Consider the following 16,313-nt stretch of genomic DNA (forward strand, 5'->3'; position numbering starts at 1 on the left):
TATGGAAAAGTTATCTCGTAGAAGCTTTTTAAAAGGTGCAGCAGGAGTAGCTGCTACTAGCCTTGGTGCTGTTGATTTTGTTGGTTTTGATGCAATGCCAAAAACAGATAAAAGTTTAATAAGTGCTTCACACTTCGGAGCTTATCATCCAGTTATTAGAAGTGAAAAAGCAGAAGGTTTTGAGGCTTTTAAAGGTGATGTTAAACCTACAAGCTTAATGAATGGGGTAATTCATAGAGTATATGCTCAAGATAGAATAAAAAATCCAAGTGTTAGAAAAAGTGTTTTAGAAAAAGGCTTTGCAAAAGCTCCTAAAAACTTAAGAGGTAAAGAAGAATTTGTAGAGATTAGCTGGGAAAAGGCTTTCGAATTAGTAGCTAATGAATTAAAAAGAGTTTATAAAGAATACGGAAGTAATGCAATATATGGTGGCTCTTATGGATGGTTTTGTGTAGGCAGTGTAAATAACCCACAAAGCTTACTTGGAAGAATGCTAAATATTGCAGGAGGTTGCACTACTAGAACTCTTACTTATTCAACTCACTGCATTCGTGCAATTACTCCTTATATTAGTGGGGTTGATGAATCAAGCGCTAAACAAACTTCATGGGATAATGTTTTAGAACATTCAAAAGTTATTGTTTTATGGTCTAACGATATGATTAATACTAATCAAATTGCTTGGGGTGTTCCACTACATGAATCATACGAATATTTAGAAAAATTACAAGCTTTAGTAAAAGCAAATAAAATTAAAGTTATAAATATTGACCCAGTTTATAATGATACAGCTAGATATCTTGGGGCTGAGCAAGTGTTTATAAATCCTACAACTGACGTTGCAATGGTTGAGGCAATGTGCTATCACTTAATTAAAAATAATCTTCATGATGAAAAATTCCTTAAAAAATACACAGTAGGATTTGCAAAATTAAAAGAAAGATTATTTGATGAAAAAAATCCTAAAACTCCTGAATGGGCAGAAAAAATCACAGGAGTAAGTGCTGCTAAGATTAAAGAATTAGCTGAACTAATGGCAAAAAATAGAACAATGATTATGGCAGGTTGGGGTTTCCAAAGAGCTCATCATGGAGAGCAAACTCACTGGGCTATGATTACTCTAGCATCAGTTTTAGGACAAATTGGACTTGATGGTGGTGGATACGGCTTTAGCTATCATTATTCAGATGGCGGGGTTCCAACTCCAGGTGCAGTTACAGGAAATGCAAATAGTGGAAATATTGAAGACAAGGCGAATAATTTTAGTGGTTTCCCTGGACTTGCAGGAATTAGTACAAAGACTTCAGTAAAAGGTGAGTGGAGTGATAGAGAAAACGAAGTAATTCCTGTTTCAAGAATTGTAGATATGCTTGAAAATCCTAATAAAGAATATATATTTGATGGAAAAGTAAAAACATTCCCATTAATTAAATCAATTTATTGGGCGGGCGGAAACCCTATGCATCATCACCAAGATAGAAACAGACAATTAAAAGCATTTGCTAAGGTTGATAGCTTTATCGTTCAAGATTGTTTTTGGACTGCTAGTGCAAGACATGCTGATTTAGTTTTACCTGCTACAACTGAAATTGAAAGAAACGATATTACAAAAGCACACACAAATAAATATATTTTCGCAATGAAAGAGTGTGTAAAACCTATGTATAATTCAAAAAATGATTATGATATCTTTTGTGGAATTATTAAGCACTTTGGTGAAGAAAAATATCAAGCTTTCACAGAAGGTAGGAGCGCTGATGAATGGATTAAGTATTTTTACGAGCAATCAAGAACCAAAGCAGCTGCAAGTGGCTTAAATATGCCAAGTTTTGAAGAATTTTGGAAAGTTGGCTATGTAGAATTTAAAGCTCCTGAAGAAGCAAAAAATTTCGTAAAAATGAAAGATTTTAGAGATGACCCTATTACAAATCGTTTAGGAACTCCAAGTGGTAAGATCGAGATATTCTCTAAAAAAATAGAAAAATATAATTTAGATGATTGTCAAGGTTTAGTTCAATTCTATGAACCAGCAGAGTATTTAGGCAATGCTAAAAAATATAAATTAAATATGGTTACACCACATCCAAAATATCGCTTACACTCACAACTTAACAATACAATAGTAAGGGATTTTGAAGAAGTTGATGGTAAAGAAGCTTTATGGATGAATCCAGTTGATGCAAAAGCTCGTGGTATTAAAAATGGCGATATTGTTAGAATTTATAATGATAGGGGCGAGATTTTAGGTGGTGTTTTAGTAACTCCTTATGTTAAACCTGGTGTAATTAGAATGCAAGAAGGCTCATGGTATAACCCTGATAAAAAAGGCTTATGCTTACACGGAGATGTGAATGTGCTTATAGCTGATATTCCTAGCTCTAAGCTTGCATGCGGTAACCAAGCTACAGCTTTAGTAGAAGTTGAAAAATATACTAAAGATATACCAACTCTTGATTTATTTAGACAACCAAAATTTAAAGCATAATTTAAACTCACTGCTTTTTAGCAGTGAGTAATTTTTATAAAGGAAATGAATGAAAAAATTAATAATTATGAGTTTAGTTGCAAGCTCGCTTTTAGCAAATACTTATGTAATGCAAAACTCATCAATAAATCAAAAAAATAAAGAAATAGGAACAATAATTATCGGAACAAAAGTTGATATTGTTAAAAAAGATAATAAAAATAGTGAAATAAAGCTTAAAGGCTATCGTCCTAAAGGTGGAAAAATTATTTATGATACTCTAGGTGTTTTATCATCTAGCGTAAATCTTAATGATGCAAAAGTTGCTAAGGTTTTAGGAGTAGAAACTGATGAATACGAAAACGAATGGGAAGTAGTAGAATTAGTTGCAAATATTGATAATGCTAATTTAGGTGAAAAAGATGTGATAAATGAGGGTAAAGAGCTTTTTGAAGAACGCTGTGGCACCTGCCATGCCCTGCATCCTTATGATGAATTTAGTAAAAACGTATGGCCAAGCACAATAAAATCAATGCAAGATAATGCAAGTTTAGATGAAAATGAATATTATAAAATGGTAAAATACTTACAAAGAGTTGCTCCTGGTGATGAATAAAAATTAAGGAATTTGAAATAGGAATTAGTTTGAAAACTAAATTCCGAATTCAAATTCTTTTTGATTTTTTATAAAAAATACACAAAATAAAAAGAATTTAAAATAGGAATTATAAATATAAATTACAAAGAGCTATTATAATTAAGCTATGCAAAGTAATTTTAAGTTTATGTTAATTATCGTATCTTTAGGCTCATTTTTAAGCACTTTAGCAATGAATCAAATCCTACCTTTGTTACCTTTTATAATGCAAGAATACGGAGTTAGCAAAGACAAAATCAGCCTTTATAGTGGCTTAGCCTACGCAGGTAGCACACTTATGATGGCACTATTTGCACCTATTTGGGGAATATTAGCTGATAAATATGGTCGCAAAAAAATGCTACTTCGTGCAAGTCTTGGAATGGGATTATGTTTATTAGTTAGCGTATTTTTAAAAACAGCAGAATCATTTATAATCTTAAGATTTATAATGGGCTTTTTCTCAGGCTTTAATTCAGCTTGTATAGCCTTAATAGCAGTTAGTGCTCCTAAAGATGAAGTTAATTATTCTTTAGCAAAACTAAGCTCATCTCAAATTACAGGCTCATTACTTGGACCTTTGTTTGGTGGGGTTTTAATGCACTTTTTTGATTTTAGAGTGCAGTTTGCAATATCGGGATTTTTATTAATTAGCATATTTTTACTTATATTATTTTTTGTAAAAGAAGAATTTAGCCCTATTAAAAAAGAAGAAAAAATAAGCCTTGGTCGTAATTTATATTTTTTCGTAATTATTTTATGTATAGCTTCATTTTTGGTTCAATATTCTCAAACTTTCATAGGTCCAATAATCGGACTTTTTGTATCAAATTTAGTTGAAAACAAAGAACTTGCAACTGGATTTTGCTTTAGCCTCGCAGGAATTGCAAGTGCAATATTTGCTCCAAGGCTTTCAAAATTAGCAAAAATCTATGGAGAAATTAATCTTATTTTAATAAGTGTTTTTTGCTTGTTAATTTGCTTAATTTTGCATTATTTTACTTGCAATAATTATATTTTATTTTGCATTACTCGTTTTATTACAGGCATTAGTTTTTGCTCAATCATGCCTAGTATCTATTCTCTAATTCGCAAAAATATCCCAAAGCAAATTAATTCAAGAATATTTGGAATTAATCAAAGTTTTTTTGGAATAGGAGCTTTTTTAGGGAGCTTAAGCGGTGGATATTTTTATAATATTTATGAAGCAAAAGTGTTTTTTATCTGCTCGGCTTTTATGTTTGTATGCTTACTTTTAATATATTTTTACAAAAAAACTAAAAGCTAATTCCTAATTCAAATTCTTACCAAATAATTATTTAATAATGCTAAAGTTTTAGCCATTAATTTATTAGGATTTGCATTGAAAAAGATTATATTTTTATTAATTAGTGCTTTTGTTTTTTCAAAGGAATTAAGTGATGAAAAGGTGTTTAAGCTAGCAGAAACAATTAGCGGAAGAAATGTTGAATGCAATGGACATGATTATTTTGTAATTTTAGATAATTATGTAAATGATTTAAACAAAGCTTACAATGATAAAAATCTTGAACCTATAAAAGATTATGATAAATATTATGATTATTTTAAATACTGGGCTTATCAGAGTTTAGGTAATAAAAGACTTTTTGATGAGTTTAATAAGCAAGCGAATAATTTTTGTAAATTACATAAAGAGCATTTCATAAAATTATCAAAAACAAATTATGAAAAATCATGCGAAAACTTCATTCAAAGATTTGGAATGAGAGCATTTGGTTCAATAAATAAATTTATTAAACTAGATGATATTTATACAGAATTTTTAAAAATTGATAATGCTGAAGATAGTATCGCTTATCTTAACGAAATTAGCCCTAATTATTATCAATTAGACTTTTTATTAAAACTAGCATTACTTGATAAAAAAGATATGAAAATAATTGAGTTTTTAACAAAAAATAATACTAATATAAATTCAGGCTATGAGAGTGCGATTTTTTATGCGCTTGATTATTACGAAGCTTTAGAATATTTATTAGAACATAATGCAAATGTAAATTATTTGAATGGTTTTGGAAAAAGTGCGATTTTTTATGCAGTAGAAATAAGCGATATTAAAACCATAAAATTATTAATCAAATATGGAGCAAATCTTAATTTACAGCAAATTGAAAGCGAAGAAGAATTAAAAACTAATCTTCCTTATTATATTTCTTTTTGCTCGTATATTCATCCATCAAAAACCTTAGTAATTCATGCAGCATCTTTGGCTGATTTAAAAACCCTAAAATTATTAATTGAAAATAATGCAGATTATAAAGTTAGCGATAATTTTGGTTTAAATGCTCTTGATTACGCAATTATTTACGATAATAAAGAAAATATAAAATATTTAAAAGAACTAGGATTAAAGGAGAAAGAAGAATGAAAACAGCTTTTGTAACTGGTGCAAGTAGTGGCTTTGGTAAGGCATGTGCTATAAAACTTTTAGAAAATAATTATAAAGTAGTTGTTCTTGCAAGACGCAAAGAAAAATTAGTTGAATTAGAAAAAACTTATAAAGATAATGTTTGCATTATTGCTTGTGATGTAAGAGATTATAAAGCTATTAAAAAAGCTGTTGATAATTTGCCTGATGATTTTAAAACAATAGATGTTTTAATTAACTCAGCAGGACTAGCGCTTGGTCTTGGAGAATTTCATAATTTAAGTATAGAAGATATGGAAACTATGGTAGATACTAATATCAAAGGTCTTTTATATGTAACTCATGAGATTTTACCTAGAATGCTTGAAAACGGCGGACATATATTTAATTTTGGTTCAGTTGCTGCTAATAACCCTTATTTTGGTGGAAATGTTTATGCAGGAACTAAGGCTTTCGTAGGACAATTTTCTCACGCATTAAGAAATGATGTAAGAAAAAATAATATAAAAATTACTGATATTGCACCAGGTTTATGCAAAACTGAATTTAGCGAAGTTCGTTTTAAAGGCGATAAGATTGCAGCAGATAAGGTTTATGAAAATACAAAATACTTAAGTGCTGATGATATAGCCGATACTATTATGAGTATAATTAATCTAAAAGATCATGTAAATATAAATAGAATAGAACTAATGCCTGTTACTCAAACTTGGGCTGGATTTTATATACAAAAGGATAAAGAATGAAATATTTAAAAATAAAAGGCAATGCAAAACTTAGTGGAAGTGTAGAGATTAGCGGAGCTAAAAACGCTGCTTTACCGCTACTTGCTGCTGCTTTGCTTATTAAAGGAAAATGCACTTTAACAAATCTTCCTTTAGTATCAGATATTAAAACAATGTTAAGACTACTTGAGAATTTAGGTGCAACCTATGAATTAAATAATCATAGCGTTACAATCGATTCAAGCAATGTTTTTAATACTAAAGCTCTTTATGATATTGTTCGCAAAATGCGTGCAAGTATTTTAGTGCTTGGACCATTGCTTAGTAGATTTAATACTTGCGAAGTATCACTTCCAGGTGGTTGTGCGATAGGTCAGCGTCCGATTGATTTGCATTTAAGTGCTTTAGAAAAAATGGGAGCTAAGATTGAATTAGTTGATGGCTATGTTAAAGCTAGTGGAAAATTAGTTGGGGCAAAAATACATTTTGATAAAATCTCAGTAGGAGCTACCGAAAATACAATTTTAGCCGCAGTTTATGCAAAAGGTAAAACCACTATTATAAATGCAGCTTGTGAGCCTGAAATAGTTAATTTATGCGATTTTTTAATGAAAGCTGGTGTAGAAATTAAAGGAATAGGGACAAATACTTTAGAAATTAACGGAGTTGATAGTTTAAAGAGTGATTTTACTTGCGAAATTATTCCTGATAGAATAGAAGCAGGAACCTATCTTTGTGCAGGTGCAATCACAAAATCAAATATAGAAGTTAAAAATATAACTCCTGAGCATTTAGGCGCATTACTTGCTAAATTTGATGAAATGGGCATTAAATACGAAAGTTTAAATAATTCTATAAAAATGTTTTCATCAGATTATAAAGCAGCAAATATTCAAACTTCTGAATATCCAGGCTTTCCAACTGATATGCAAGCACAATTTATGGCACTTTGTCTTAAAGCAAATGGAGAAAGCATTATTGATGAAAGATTATTTGAAAATCGCTTTATGCATGTAAGTGAGCTAAATCGCATGGGAGCAAACATTAAGCTAAATGGACATATTGCTAATGTTAAAAACTCTAATTTACAAGGCACACATGTAATGGCAACTGATTTAAGAGCTAGTTCAGCATTAATCTTAGCAGCACTTGCAGCAGAAGGTATAACTTATATTCACAGAATCTATCACTTAGAGCGTGGGTATGAGAATTTATGCGAAAAACTTAGCAAATTAGGTGCAGATATTACCGAATTAAAGGAAGAAGAATGAAAATTCAAGATGCCTTAAATAATATAGAATTAATTAAAGAAATAAATAATACTGAAATAATAAATTTATTTGAAGCAAAAGGAAGAGTTTTAGCAAATGATTTTTATGCTAAATGCAATGCTCCTTTATTTACAAACTCAGCAATGGATGGCTATGCCTTAAAAGCAAGTGAGTTTAATAAAGGTCTTAAAGTTATAAAAACTATTTTTGCAGGCGATATGAGTGAATGCGAAATTAAAAGTGGCGAATGCGTTAAGATTATGACAGGAGCAAAATTACCAAAAGGTGCTGATAGTGTTTTGATGGTTGAAAAATCAATCATTAAAGATGATTTAATGTATGCTACAAGCGATAGTTTAAGAGTTGGCGAAGCTATAAGATATGAAGGCGAAGAATACAAAGTAGGTGATTTAATCATTAAAAAAGGTGTAATTACTGATGAAATCATAATGATGTTAGCTAGCAACGGAGTTTTTAATATTGAAGTATTAAAAGAAATTAAAGTAGGAATTTATGCAAGTGGCTTAGAAATAATTGAGCCATATTCAAAAGGGTTTGGAGTATATAATTCTAATGCTTATGGTATTTTTTCAGCGTTTAAAGATTTTTCAAAACCAACTTATTTGGGTATTTTAAAAGATGAATATGAATATGTTAAAAATGCTTTAATAGGTGCTTTTGATAATTTTGATTTAGTAGTAAGCATTGGAGCTGCAAGTGTAGGTGATGCTGATTTTATCAAAAAGGCTTTAAATGAATTAGGCTTTACTCCTATTTTTACAAAGGTAAAAATGAAACCTGCAGGTCCTGTTAGCTTGTATCATAAAGATAATAAATATATTTTAGTTTTACCAGGTAATCCTATGAGTGCTTATATAGGAGCTTTAATTTATGCTAGAAAAATTATTTATAAAATGCTTGGAATTTCATTTAGGAATTTATCTTACGAATGTCCTATTTCACAAGATTTGAGTATTAAAAATGCTAAAGAAAATATTGTAATAGGTAATATTATTGATGATTGTTTTGTGCCTTTTAATAACGCAAAGCTTAGCAGTGGTCAAATTAGTCCATTAAGCAAATGCACTCATTATATAATTTGCGATATTGATTGTGATATAAAACAAGGCGAAAAAGTAAGAGTTTATGAACAAAACATTTAGCCTATTTATACTAAGCCTTAGCTTGTTTGCAAATAATATAAGCGAAGATTTGATAAAACACTGGAAAAAACAAGATAGTTTTTTAGAAGTTACTAGCCTTAGTTTTAAACCTGAACTTAATAATAATTGCAAAATAATTAGCTACCCAGCTCTTAGTAAGCAAGGTTTTTTTAAAGTAAATTGCGGTGAAGAAACTAAGCAAATTTCTTTTAAATTACAAGCTTTAAGCAAGGTTTATATACTTAAAAAGAATGTTTTAAAAGATGAGCTTATAAGCATTCTTGATTTAAAAAGTGAAAAGATTGATTTTTCTAAAGTTCCTTTTAATGCTTTAAGGGATTTAAATCAAGAAATTAGATTTAAAACCAAAGCAAATGCAGGAAGTATTGTAAAGTATTCAATGCTTATGCCAAATTATTTAATCAATAAAGATGATAGTGTTGTGGGGATTTTAGATGATGGGGATTTGAGTGTTTTTATTGACTTAATAGCTTTACAAAGTGGCGTAAAGGGTCAAAAAATACGCCTTAAAAATACTCAAGGACATAATCTAACAGGCGAAATAATAAATGAAAAACAGGTTTTAATAAAATGAGATTTTTAGTAGCAATCAATGGAGCTAGTGGGGTTAATCTTGCTTTAAAATTAGCAAAAGTTTTAAGTAAAGAAAATGAAGTATATTTAATCCTTAGTAAAGGTGCTTTAAAGGTTTTAAAAGAAGAAAACAATAAAAAATTAAAAAAATATATAAAAAATACAAATATTACTCTTTTAAAAAACGATGATTTAGCTGCTTCTGTTTCAAGTGGAAGTTTTAAGCTTGATGCGGCTTTTTATTATGCAAGTAGCGATTTTTTAGCAAAGGCTAGTTATGGTTTTAGCGATACTTTAATATTAAGAAGTCTTGCAGTAAATCTTAAAGAAAATAGAAAAATAATAATAGCACCAAGAGAAATGCCACTTAATGAAATAATGCTTAAAAATATTTTAAAATTAAATAAATTAGGCTGTATAATAGCCCCTGCAATTTATGCTAAATATTCAAAGAGTTCTTTTAAAGAATTTGTAATAGGAAAATGGTGTGACTTGCTTGGTGTTGAATATAAAAAATTTAAAAGATGGAAGAGCGAATGAAAAAAGCAATTTATCCAGGGACTTTTGATCCTATCACTAACGGACATTTAGATGTAATTACAAGAGCACTTAAGATAGTTGATAAATTAGTAATTGCAGTTGCTAAAAATGATAAAAAACAACCTAGCTATGATTTAGAAACTAGATTAAATTTAGTAAGAAGTGCTACAAAAAATTTAAATGTAGAAGTAATAGGCTTTAATAATTTATTAGTTGATTTTGCAAAAGAGCAAAAGATTTTTACGATAGTAAGAGGACTTAGAGCGGTTAGTGATTTTGAATACGAATTACAAATGCACTATGCAAATGCTGAATTAAACGAAGAAATAGATACTATTTATTTAATGCCAAGTCTTAAAAATGCTTTCATATCAAGCTCAATTGTAAGAAGTATAAAAGCTCATGGCGGAGATATTTCAAAGCTAGTTCCTGCAAGTATTTTAAAGGATTTAAAATGAATTATTACGCATTTGAAGGAATTGATACTTTAGGTAAAAGCACTCAAATTGAGCTATTAAAATCTTTGCCAAATTCCTATTTCAAATTCCAGCCGATTTTTGTAAAAGAGCCAGGTGAAACTAAGCTAGGAATAAAATTAAGAGAATTGATATTAAACGAAAAAATGAGCAAAAGAGCTAGAATGTTTTTGTTTTTAGCAGATAGAGCTGAGCTATTTTCTACGATTGATTTTAAAAAAGAATTTATAATAGCCGATAGAAGTTTAATATCGCATTTAGCATATGAAGTTGATAGTGATTATAAACAATTGCTAGATTTTAATCTATTTGCAACTAATAATATTTTGCCAAATCATATAATATTTTTTAAAGGCGATAAAGATTTATTAAAAGATAGATTAGCAAATAAATCTCTTGATATGATAGAGCAAAAAGGCGTAGAATACTTTTTAAAAGTTCAAGAAAATTATGAAAAAATAATAAAAGCTTTAAATATTAATGTTTTAAATATAGATGCAAGATTAAGTATAGAAGAAATAAATAAGATTGTTAAGGAGTATATAAATGATACATGCAATTAAAGGAATGAATGATTTATTAGATGAAGATGCGTTAATTTATGAAAAGATTATAAAAACTAGTGAAGAAGTAGCAAAAACTTATGGTTATAGTTATATTGAAGTGCCACATTTAGAAGTTACTCCTTTATTTAAAAGGAGCGTAGGAGAAAGTAGCGATATTGTAGGCAAAGAAATGTATGAGTTCTTAGATAAAGGCGGAGATAGCGTATGTCTTAGACCTGAAGGAACTGCTGGGGTCGTAAGAGCTTTTATTGAGCATAAAATGGATAAAGCTGGAGTTGTTAAAAGATGGTTTTATCATGGTTCAATGTTTCGCTATGAAAAGCCACAGCGTGGAAGATATAGAGAATTTCATCAATTTGGCTTAGAATGTTTTAATATAGCAAGTGTTTATGAAGACGCTAGTGTTATTATGATACTTGCTAGAATTTTTGAAAAGCTTGATATTGCTTATACTCTTAAAATTAATTCTTTAGGCTCGCCTGAATGCTTACAAAATTATAGAGCAGCACTTAGAGATTATTTAACAAAGGTTGAATCAAATTCCGATTTTAAATTCTGCGAAGATTGTGCAAAAAGAAGGCTTACGAATGTAATAAGAGTGCTAGATTGTAAAAACGATAATTGTTCAAAACATTTAGTTAATGCACCTAAATTAAGTGAGTTTTTAGATGATGAGAGTAGGGCTGATTTTGCTAAATTACAAGAGATTTTAAAAGATAATGGAATTAGTTTTGTAATTGATGAAAGATTAGTTCGTGGGCTTGATTATTATTCAAAAACAGCATTTGAGTTTGAAAGTAGCGAAATAGGTGCAAAGGCAGCAATAGCAGGCGGTGGAAGATATGATTATTTGGTTGAGTATTTAGGTGGAGCTAAGAGTTATGGAGTAGGTTTTGCTATGGGTGTTGAGCGTGTAATGGATATTTTAAAAAGCAAAAAATTAGAGCAAAAACCACAAAATACTTATTTTTGTGTGCTTGATACAGAATTATTAGAGCTCGCTTATAAATTAGTTGATGATCTACGCAAAGCAGGTAAAATAATAAACCTAAGCTATGATGCAAAAAAACTAATAAAACACTTAAATACAGCTGATAAACAAAATTATAAATATTTTATAGCAATCGGTAGCGATGAAGCTAGTAAAAATGAAGTGTTTTTTAAAGACTTAGAAAGTGGCGAACAAAAAAGCATAAAATATGAAGTTTTAAAGGAAATTTTATGAACGATTATGGCATAGATATTTGGGGAGATGATAATTTTATTATAAAAAATGGAAAGGTTTGTTTAAAATACGGAAGTGAGCCTGCTATTATTGATATAGTAAATACTCTTTTAGATGATGGTTATAAAGGTCCTATAATTTTAAGATTTAATCATTTAATCAAAAAACAAATAGAACAAATTTATACAAATTTTAATAACGCTATAAAAGAATTTGATTATCGTGGGAGCTTTAATGCTGTTTATCCATTAAAAGTTAATCAATTCCCAGGCTTTGTAAAAAGTCTTGTAAAGCTTGGAAAAAATTTAAATTATGGTCTTGAAGCTGGAAGTAAAGGTGAATTACTACTTGCTATGGCTTATAATAATGAAGGCGCTCCAATTACTGTTAATGGCTTTAAAGATAAAGAATTAATTACTATGGGCTTTATTGCTGCTGAAATGGGGCATAATATAACTTTAACTATTGAAGGTATTAACGAGCTTGAAGTAATTATCAAAACAGCAAAAGAGCGTTTTGGAATAAAACCAAAAATAGGGCTTAGAGTAAGGCTTCATTCTTTAGGAAGTGGAACTTGGGCTAAAAGTGGTGGAATTAATTCTAAGTTTGGATTAACTTCAACAGAATTAATCGAAGCAGTAGGACTATTAAAAGAAAATGATTTGCTAGATTGCTTTACTATGATACATTTTCATATAGGCTCACAAATAAATGATATTCATCCACTTAAAAAGGCTTTAAGCGAAGCAGGAAATATCTATTTTGAATTACGCAAAATGGGTGCAAATAATCTTGAAAATATTGATATAGGTGGTGGTTTAGCTATTGAATATTCTCAATTTCAAAAAACTTCACAAAGAAACTATACTTTAAGCGAATATGCAAACGATATTGTATTTATTTTAAAAACTCTAGCAGCACAAAAGCAAGAAATAGAACCTAATATTTACATAGAAAGTGGTCGTTTTGTAAGTGGCTCTCATGCTGTTTTAGTTGCTCCTGTGCTTGAGCTTTTTTCTCAAGAATACTCAGAAAGCAAAATGCAGCTAAAAGAAAAAAATCCACAATTAATAGATGAATTATGCGATTTATATAAAAACATAAAACCTAGCAATGCAATTGAATATATGCACGATAGTTATGATCATTTAGATAGCATTTTAACTTTATTTGACTTAGGTTATGTGGATTTACAAGATCGCTCAAATGCTGAAATATTAACCCATTTGATAGGCAAAAAAGCTGTTTCTATGCTTAGCCCAAAACACTTATTAAGAACTCAAAAAGAAGTTCAAGAAAGATATTTAGTGAATTTTTCAATTTTTCAAAGCTTGCCTGATTTTTGGGGCTTAGGACAAGAATTCCCTGTAATGCCACTTGATAGATTAAACACTCCGCCTACAAGATCAGCTAGTATTTGGGATATTACTTGCGATAGTGATGGCGAGATTTCTTATGATGCTAATAAAAGACCATTATTTTTACACGATGTTGATGTTGAACAAGAAGATTATTTCTTAGGATTTTTCTTAGTTGGAGCTTATCAAGAAGTTTTAGGAATGAAACATAACTTATTTACTCATCCAACGCAAGTAAGTATTGATATAGATGAAAAAGGTTATGAGATTGAAAGCATTATTGAAAGTCAATCAATTAGAGATATTTTAGAAGATTTAGATTATGATATTCGTGAAATTGATGAAAAAATTCAAGATAAAATCAATTCTTCAGAATTAATAAACGAAAAAACTAAAAAGCATATTTTAGGAGAGCTTTTTATATTTATGCATGATAATGGATATTTAAAGAAAATTTAAAAGGAGAGAGAATGCAATTTTCACAAAAAATTAAAGGTTTGGAAGAATCAATAACTTTAGCAATTACAGCTAAAGCAAAATTACTTAAAGAACAAGGTGTTAAAGTTATTAGTTTTAGTGCAGGAGAGCCTGATTTTGATACTCCACAAATAGTAAAAAATGCAGCAATTAAAGCTATTAATGATGGTTGTGGTAAATACACTCCTGTTGCAGGAACTACTGAAGTTTTAAAAGCAATTTGCACAAAACTTAAAAGAGATCATAATTTAGATTATGAAATAAGCGAAGTTATAGCTAACGTTGGAGCAAAGCATAGTTTATTTAACGCTATTCAAGCTCTTGTTTGTGATGGTGATGAAGTAATAATTCCAGCTCCATACTGGGTAACTTATCCTGAGCAAGTTAAGTATTCTGGCGGAGTTCCTGTAATCATAACTCCAAAAAATAATTTCAAATTAAGCGCTGAAGAACTAAAAGCAGCTATTACGCCTAAAACAAAAATATTAATTTTAAACAACCCTAGCAATCCTACTGGTGCTTTATATACTAAAGATGAATTAATGGCTTTAGCAAAAGTTTTAGAAGGCACAAATATTGTAGTATTAGCTGATGAAATGTATGAAAAATTAGTTTATGATGGAGAATTTGTGGCGTTTGCGAGTTTAAGTGAAGATGCGCTAAATCGCACCGTTACTATTAATGGACTTAGCAAGTGTGCTGCTATGCCAGGCTATCGTTTTGGTTATAGTGCAAGTAAAAATAAAGAATTAAATAAACTTATGAAAAATCTTCAAGGACAATGCACAAGTAATATTTGCAGTATTACTCAAGCAGCTGCAATTCCTGCTTTAGTAGGAGAAATTGATAGTGACATTGCTATGATGAAAGAAGAGTTTAAGAAAAGAAGAGATAAAGCTTGTGAAATGATAAGCGATATTAAAGGGCTTAAATTACTTTCAAAACCTAGCGGAGCGTTTTATTTATTTATAGATTGCTCTAGCATTAATCCTGATGATGTTGAGTTTTGTGCTAAGCTTTTAGATGAGAAAAAAGTAGCTTGCGTTCCTGGAAGTGGCTTTGGTATGAAGGGTTATTTTAGAATATCTTATGCAACTTCAATGGAAAATATCATAGCAGGTATAGAAAAAATAGCTGAGTTTGTTAAGGAATATAAGTGAGTAAAATTGCTATAAGTATTTTAAGTGGTGGGCTTGATAGTTGTGTAAGCACTGCTTGTGCTATTCGTGATGGTTATAAGGTTATTGCAATTCATTTTAATTATCATCAAAGAACAGAGCAAAGAGAGCTAAAAGCATTTAATGATATTTGTGATTTTTATAAAATACAAAAAATGGCAATAGATATGGATTTTTTTAAACAAATTGGTGGCTCAAGTCTAACAGATATTAGTTTAGAAGTTCCAAAAGGCACTTTAGGAGAAAATGGAAAAGTGCCTAATACTTATGTGCCGTTTAGAAATGGTATTTTTTATAGTATTGCAGCAGCAATTGCACAAAGATTTAATGCAAGTGCTATATATACAGGTTTAGTTAGCGAAGATTCTAGCAATTATCCTGACACTACTTTAGATTTTATAGAAAAAACTGCAGCATTTATTAAAGAAGGAAGTGGAGAAGATATAAAAATCATTACTCCACTAATTAAACTTAAAAAATCTGAAATCGTAAAACTTGGAATGAGTTTAAAAGCACCTTTGGAGCTTAGTTATAGTTGTTATGATAGCAACGAATTAGCTTGTGGCAAATGCGAATCTTGTCAATTAAGATTAAAAGGTTTTAGCGAAGCAGGATTTAAAGATTTAATAAAATACGAAAGTAATTCCTAATTCAAATTATTTAAATTATATATAGATTGTTTAAGTTATTTAGGTTTATTATATTTGTTAGCTATTGTAGTTTTATCTAGTTTAGACAGCAAACCTAATTCCTAATTCAAATTCTTTTTTTTGGATTAGGAATTTGAATTAGGAAATTAAAATAAAGCTTCTTTATTTTCTTCTACTTTAGGTATGAATAATTTAAGCCCACCTAACATATGAAAATGTAAATGAAATACTTCTTGTCCTGCATCAGCACCAACATTTGTAAGTAGTTTATAACCACTCTTATCAAGGCCTAGTAATTTTGCAACTTCATGAATAAAATTAGTCATTTTAGCCATTGTAGCACCATCAACTTCTTGAAAACTTGTAAATCTTTTTTTAGGAATAATCAAAATATGAACAGGAGCTTTTGGATCAATATCATGAAAAGCTAAAAATTCATCATTTTCTAATACTTTACTTGAAGGAAGCTCTCCGATAACAATTCTTTCAAAAACATTTAAATCACTCATTTTCTTTCCTTTTTTAATAATTTTAATCGTTTATTTATGTAATTTACACTAAAATTGTAAAAAATCAACA

Annotated in this window: 16 protein-coding genes; 15 read left to right on the forward strand and 1 reads right to left on the reverse strand. The window is 29.6% G+C overall.

Features of this window, described 5'->3' with window-relative positions:
- Position 1 precedes the first annotated feature (1 nt).
- The 15 genes from AC1B00_RS00565 (at position 2) to queC (ending at position 15,734) form a co-directional block, all read left to right on the forward strand.
- Entirely contained in the window at positions 2 to 2,485 is a 2,484-nt protein-coding gene (locus tag AC1B00_RS00565) for a molybdopterin-dependent oxidoreductase (protein WP_488847625.1), read from the forward strand.
- 49 nt (positions 2,486 to 2,534) lie between these two features.
- A complete protein-coding gene (locus tag AC1B00_RS00570; protein WP_488847626.1) occupies positions 2,535 to 3,080 on the forward strand; it encodes a hypothetical protein in 546 nt (181 codons plus the stop codon).
- A gap of 169 nt (positions 3,081 to 3,249) precedes the next feature.
- Entirely contained in the window at positions 3,250 to 4,389 is a 1,140-nt protein-coding gene (locus AC1B00_RS00575) for an MFS transporter (protein WP_488847627.1), read from the forward strand.
- Positions 4,390 to 4,464: 75 nt separating this feature from the next.
- On the forward strand, positions 4,465 to 5,511 hold the full coding sequence (locus tag AC1B00_RS00580) for an ankyrin repeat domain-containing protein (RefSeq protein WP_488847630.1): 1,047 nt from the start codon (positions 4,465 to 4,467) through the stop codon (positions 5,509 to 5,511).
- The gene (locus AC1B00_RS00585) at positions 5,508 to 6,257 is read left to right on the forward strand and encodes an SDR family NAD(P)-dependent oxidoreductase (protein WP_488847631.1); all 750 of its coding nucleotides are present in this window, start codon (positions 5,508 to 5,510) and stop codon (positions 6,255 to 6,257) included. The genes AC1B00_RS00580 and AC1B00_RS00585 overlap by 4 nt, the downstream gene beginning before the upstream one ends.
- A complete protein-coding gene (gene murA, locus AC1B00_RS00590; RefSeq protein ID WP_488847632.1) occupies positions 6,254 to 7,507 on the forward strand; it encodes a UDP-N-acetylglucosamine 1-carboxyvinyltransferase in 1,254 nt (417 codons plus the stop codon). Before AC1B00_RS00585 ends, murA begins: the two co-directional genes overlap by 4 nt.
- Complete coding sequence (locus tag AC1B00_RS00595; RefSeq protein WP_488847633.1) at positions 7,504 to 8,670, forward strand: molybdopterin molybdotransferase MoeA; 1,167 nt, start codon at positions 7,504 to 7,506, stop codon at positions 8,668 to 8,670. Before murA ends, AC1B00_RS00595 begins: the two co-directional genes overlap by 4 nt.
- Positions 8,654 to 9,265 carry a flagellar basal body P-ring formation chaperone FlgA gene (flgA, locus tag AC1B00_RS00600; protein ID WP_488847634.1) on the forward strand — a complete coding sequence of 204 codons (612 nt, stop codon included), beginning with the start codon at positions 8,654 to 8,656 and terminating at the stop codon, positions 9,263 to 9,265. The genes AC1B00_RS00595 and flgA overlap by 17 nt, the downstream gene beginning before the upstream one ends.
- Positions 9,262 to 9,804: a UbiX family flavin prenyltransferase gene (locus AC1B00_RS00605; RefSeq protein WP_239816770.1), complete on the forward strand. Its 543-nt coding sequence runs from the start codon at positions 9,262 to 9,264 to the stop codon at positions 9,802 to 9,804. Before flgA ends, AC1B00_RS00605 begins: the two co-directional genes overlap by 4 nt.
- Positions 9,801 to 10,262 (forward strand): pantetheine-phosphate adenylyltransferase, encoded by a 462-nt coding sequence (coaD, locus tag AC1B00_RS00610; RefSeq protein WP_488847635.1) that lies wholly within the window; start codon positions 9,801 to 9,803, stop codon positions 10,260 to 10,262. The genes AC1B00_RS00605 and coaD overlap by 4 nt, the downstream gene beginning before the upstream one ends.
- Positions 10,259 to 10,843, forward strand: a complete 585-nt coding sequence (gene tmk / locus AC1B00_RS00615) for a dTMP kinase (protein WP_488847636.1) — start codon at positions 10,259 to 10,261, stop codon at positions 10,841 to 10,843. The genes coaD and tmk overlap by 4 nt, the downstream gene beginning before the upstream one ends.
- On the forward strand, positions 10,827 to 12,071 hold the full coding sequence (gene hisS / locus AC1B00_RS00620) for a histidine--tRNA ligase (protein WP_488847637.1): 1,245 nt from the start codon (positions 10,827 to 10,829) through the stop codon (positions 12,069 to 12,071). Before tmk ends, hisS begins: the two co-directional genes overlap by 17 nt.
- Entirely contained in the window at positions 12,068 to 13,888 is a 1,821-nt protein-coding gene (speA, locus tag AC1B00_RS00625; protein ID WP_488847638.1) for a biosynthetic arginine decarboxylase, read from the forward strand. The genes hisS and speA overlap by 4 nt, the downstream gene beginning before the upstream one ends.
- An 11-nt stretch (positions 13,889 to 13,899) precedes the next feature.
- Positions 13,900 to 15,066: a pyridoxal phosphate-dependent aminotransferase gene (locus AC1B00_RS00630; protein ID WP_336611113.1), complete on the forward strand. Its 1,167-nt coding sequence runs from the start codon at positions 13,900 to 13,902 to the stop codon at positions 15,064 to 15,066.
- Complete coding sequence (queC, locus tag AC1B00_RS00635) at positions 15,063 to 15,734, forward strand: 7-cyano-7-deazaguanine synthase QueC (RefSeq protein WP_488847639.1); 672 nt, start codon at positions 15,063 to 15,065, stop codon at positions 15,732 to 15,734. Before AC1B00_RS00630 ends, queC begins: the two co-directional genes overlap by 4 nt.
- Positions 15,735 to 15,880: 146 nt before the next feature.
- Here the strand turns inward: queC and AC1B00_RS00640 are convergent, their stop codons facing one another.
- Positions 15,881 to 16,243, reverse strand: coding sequence for a histidine triad nucleotide-binding protein (locus AC1B00_RS00640; RefSeq protein WP_488847640.1), 363 nt, complete (start codon positions 16,241 to 16,243; stop codon positions 15,881 to 15,883).
- Positions 16,244 to 16,313 lie beyond the last annotated feature (70 nt).

This window comes from Campylobacter sp. DY7, from assembly GCF_057802535.1.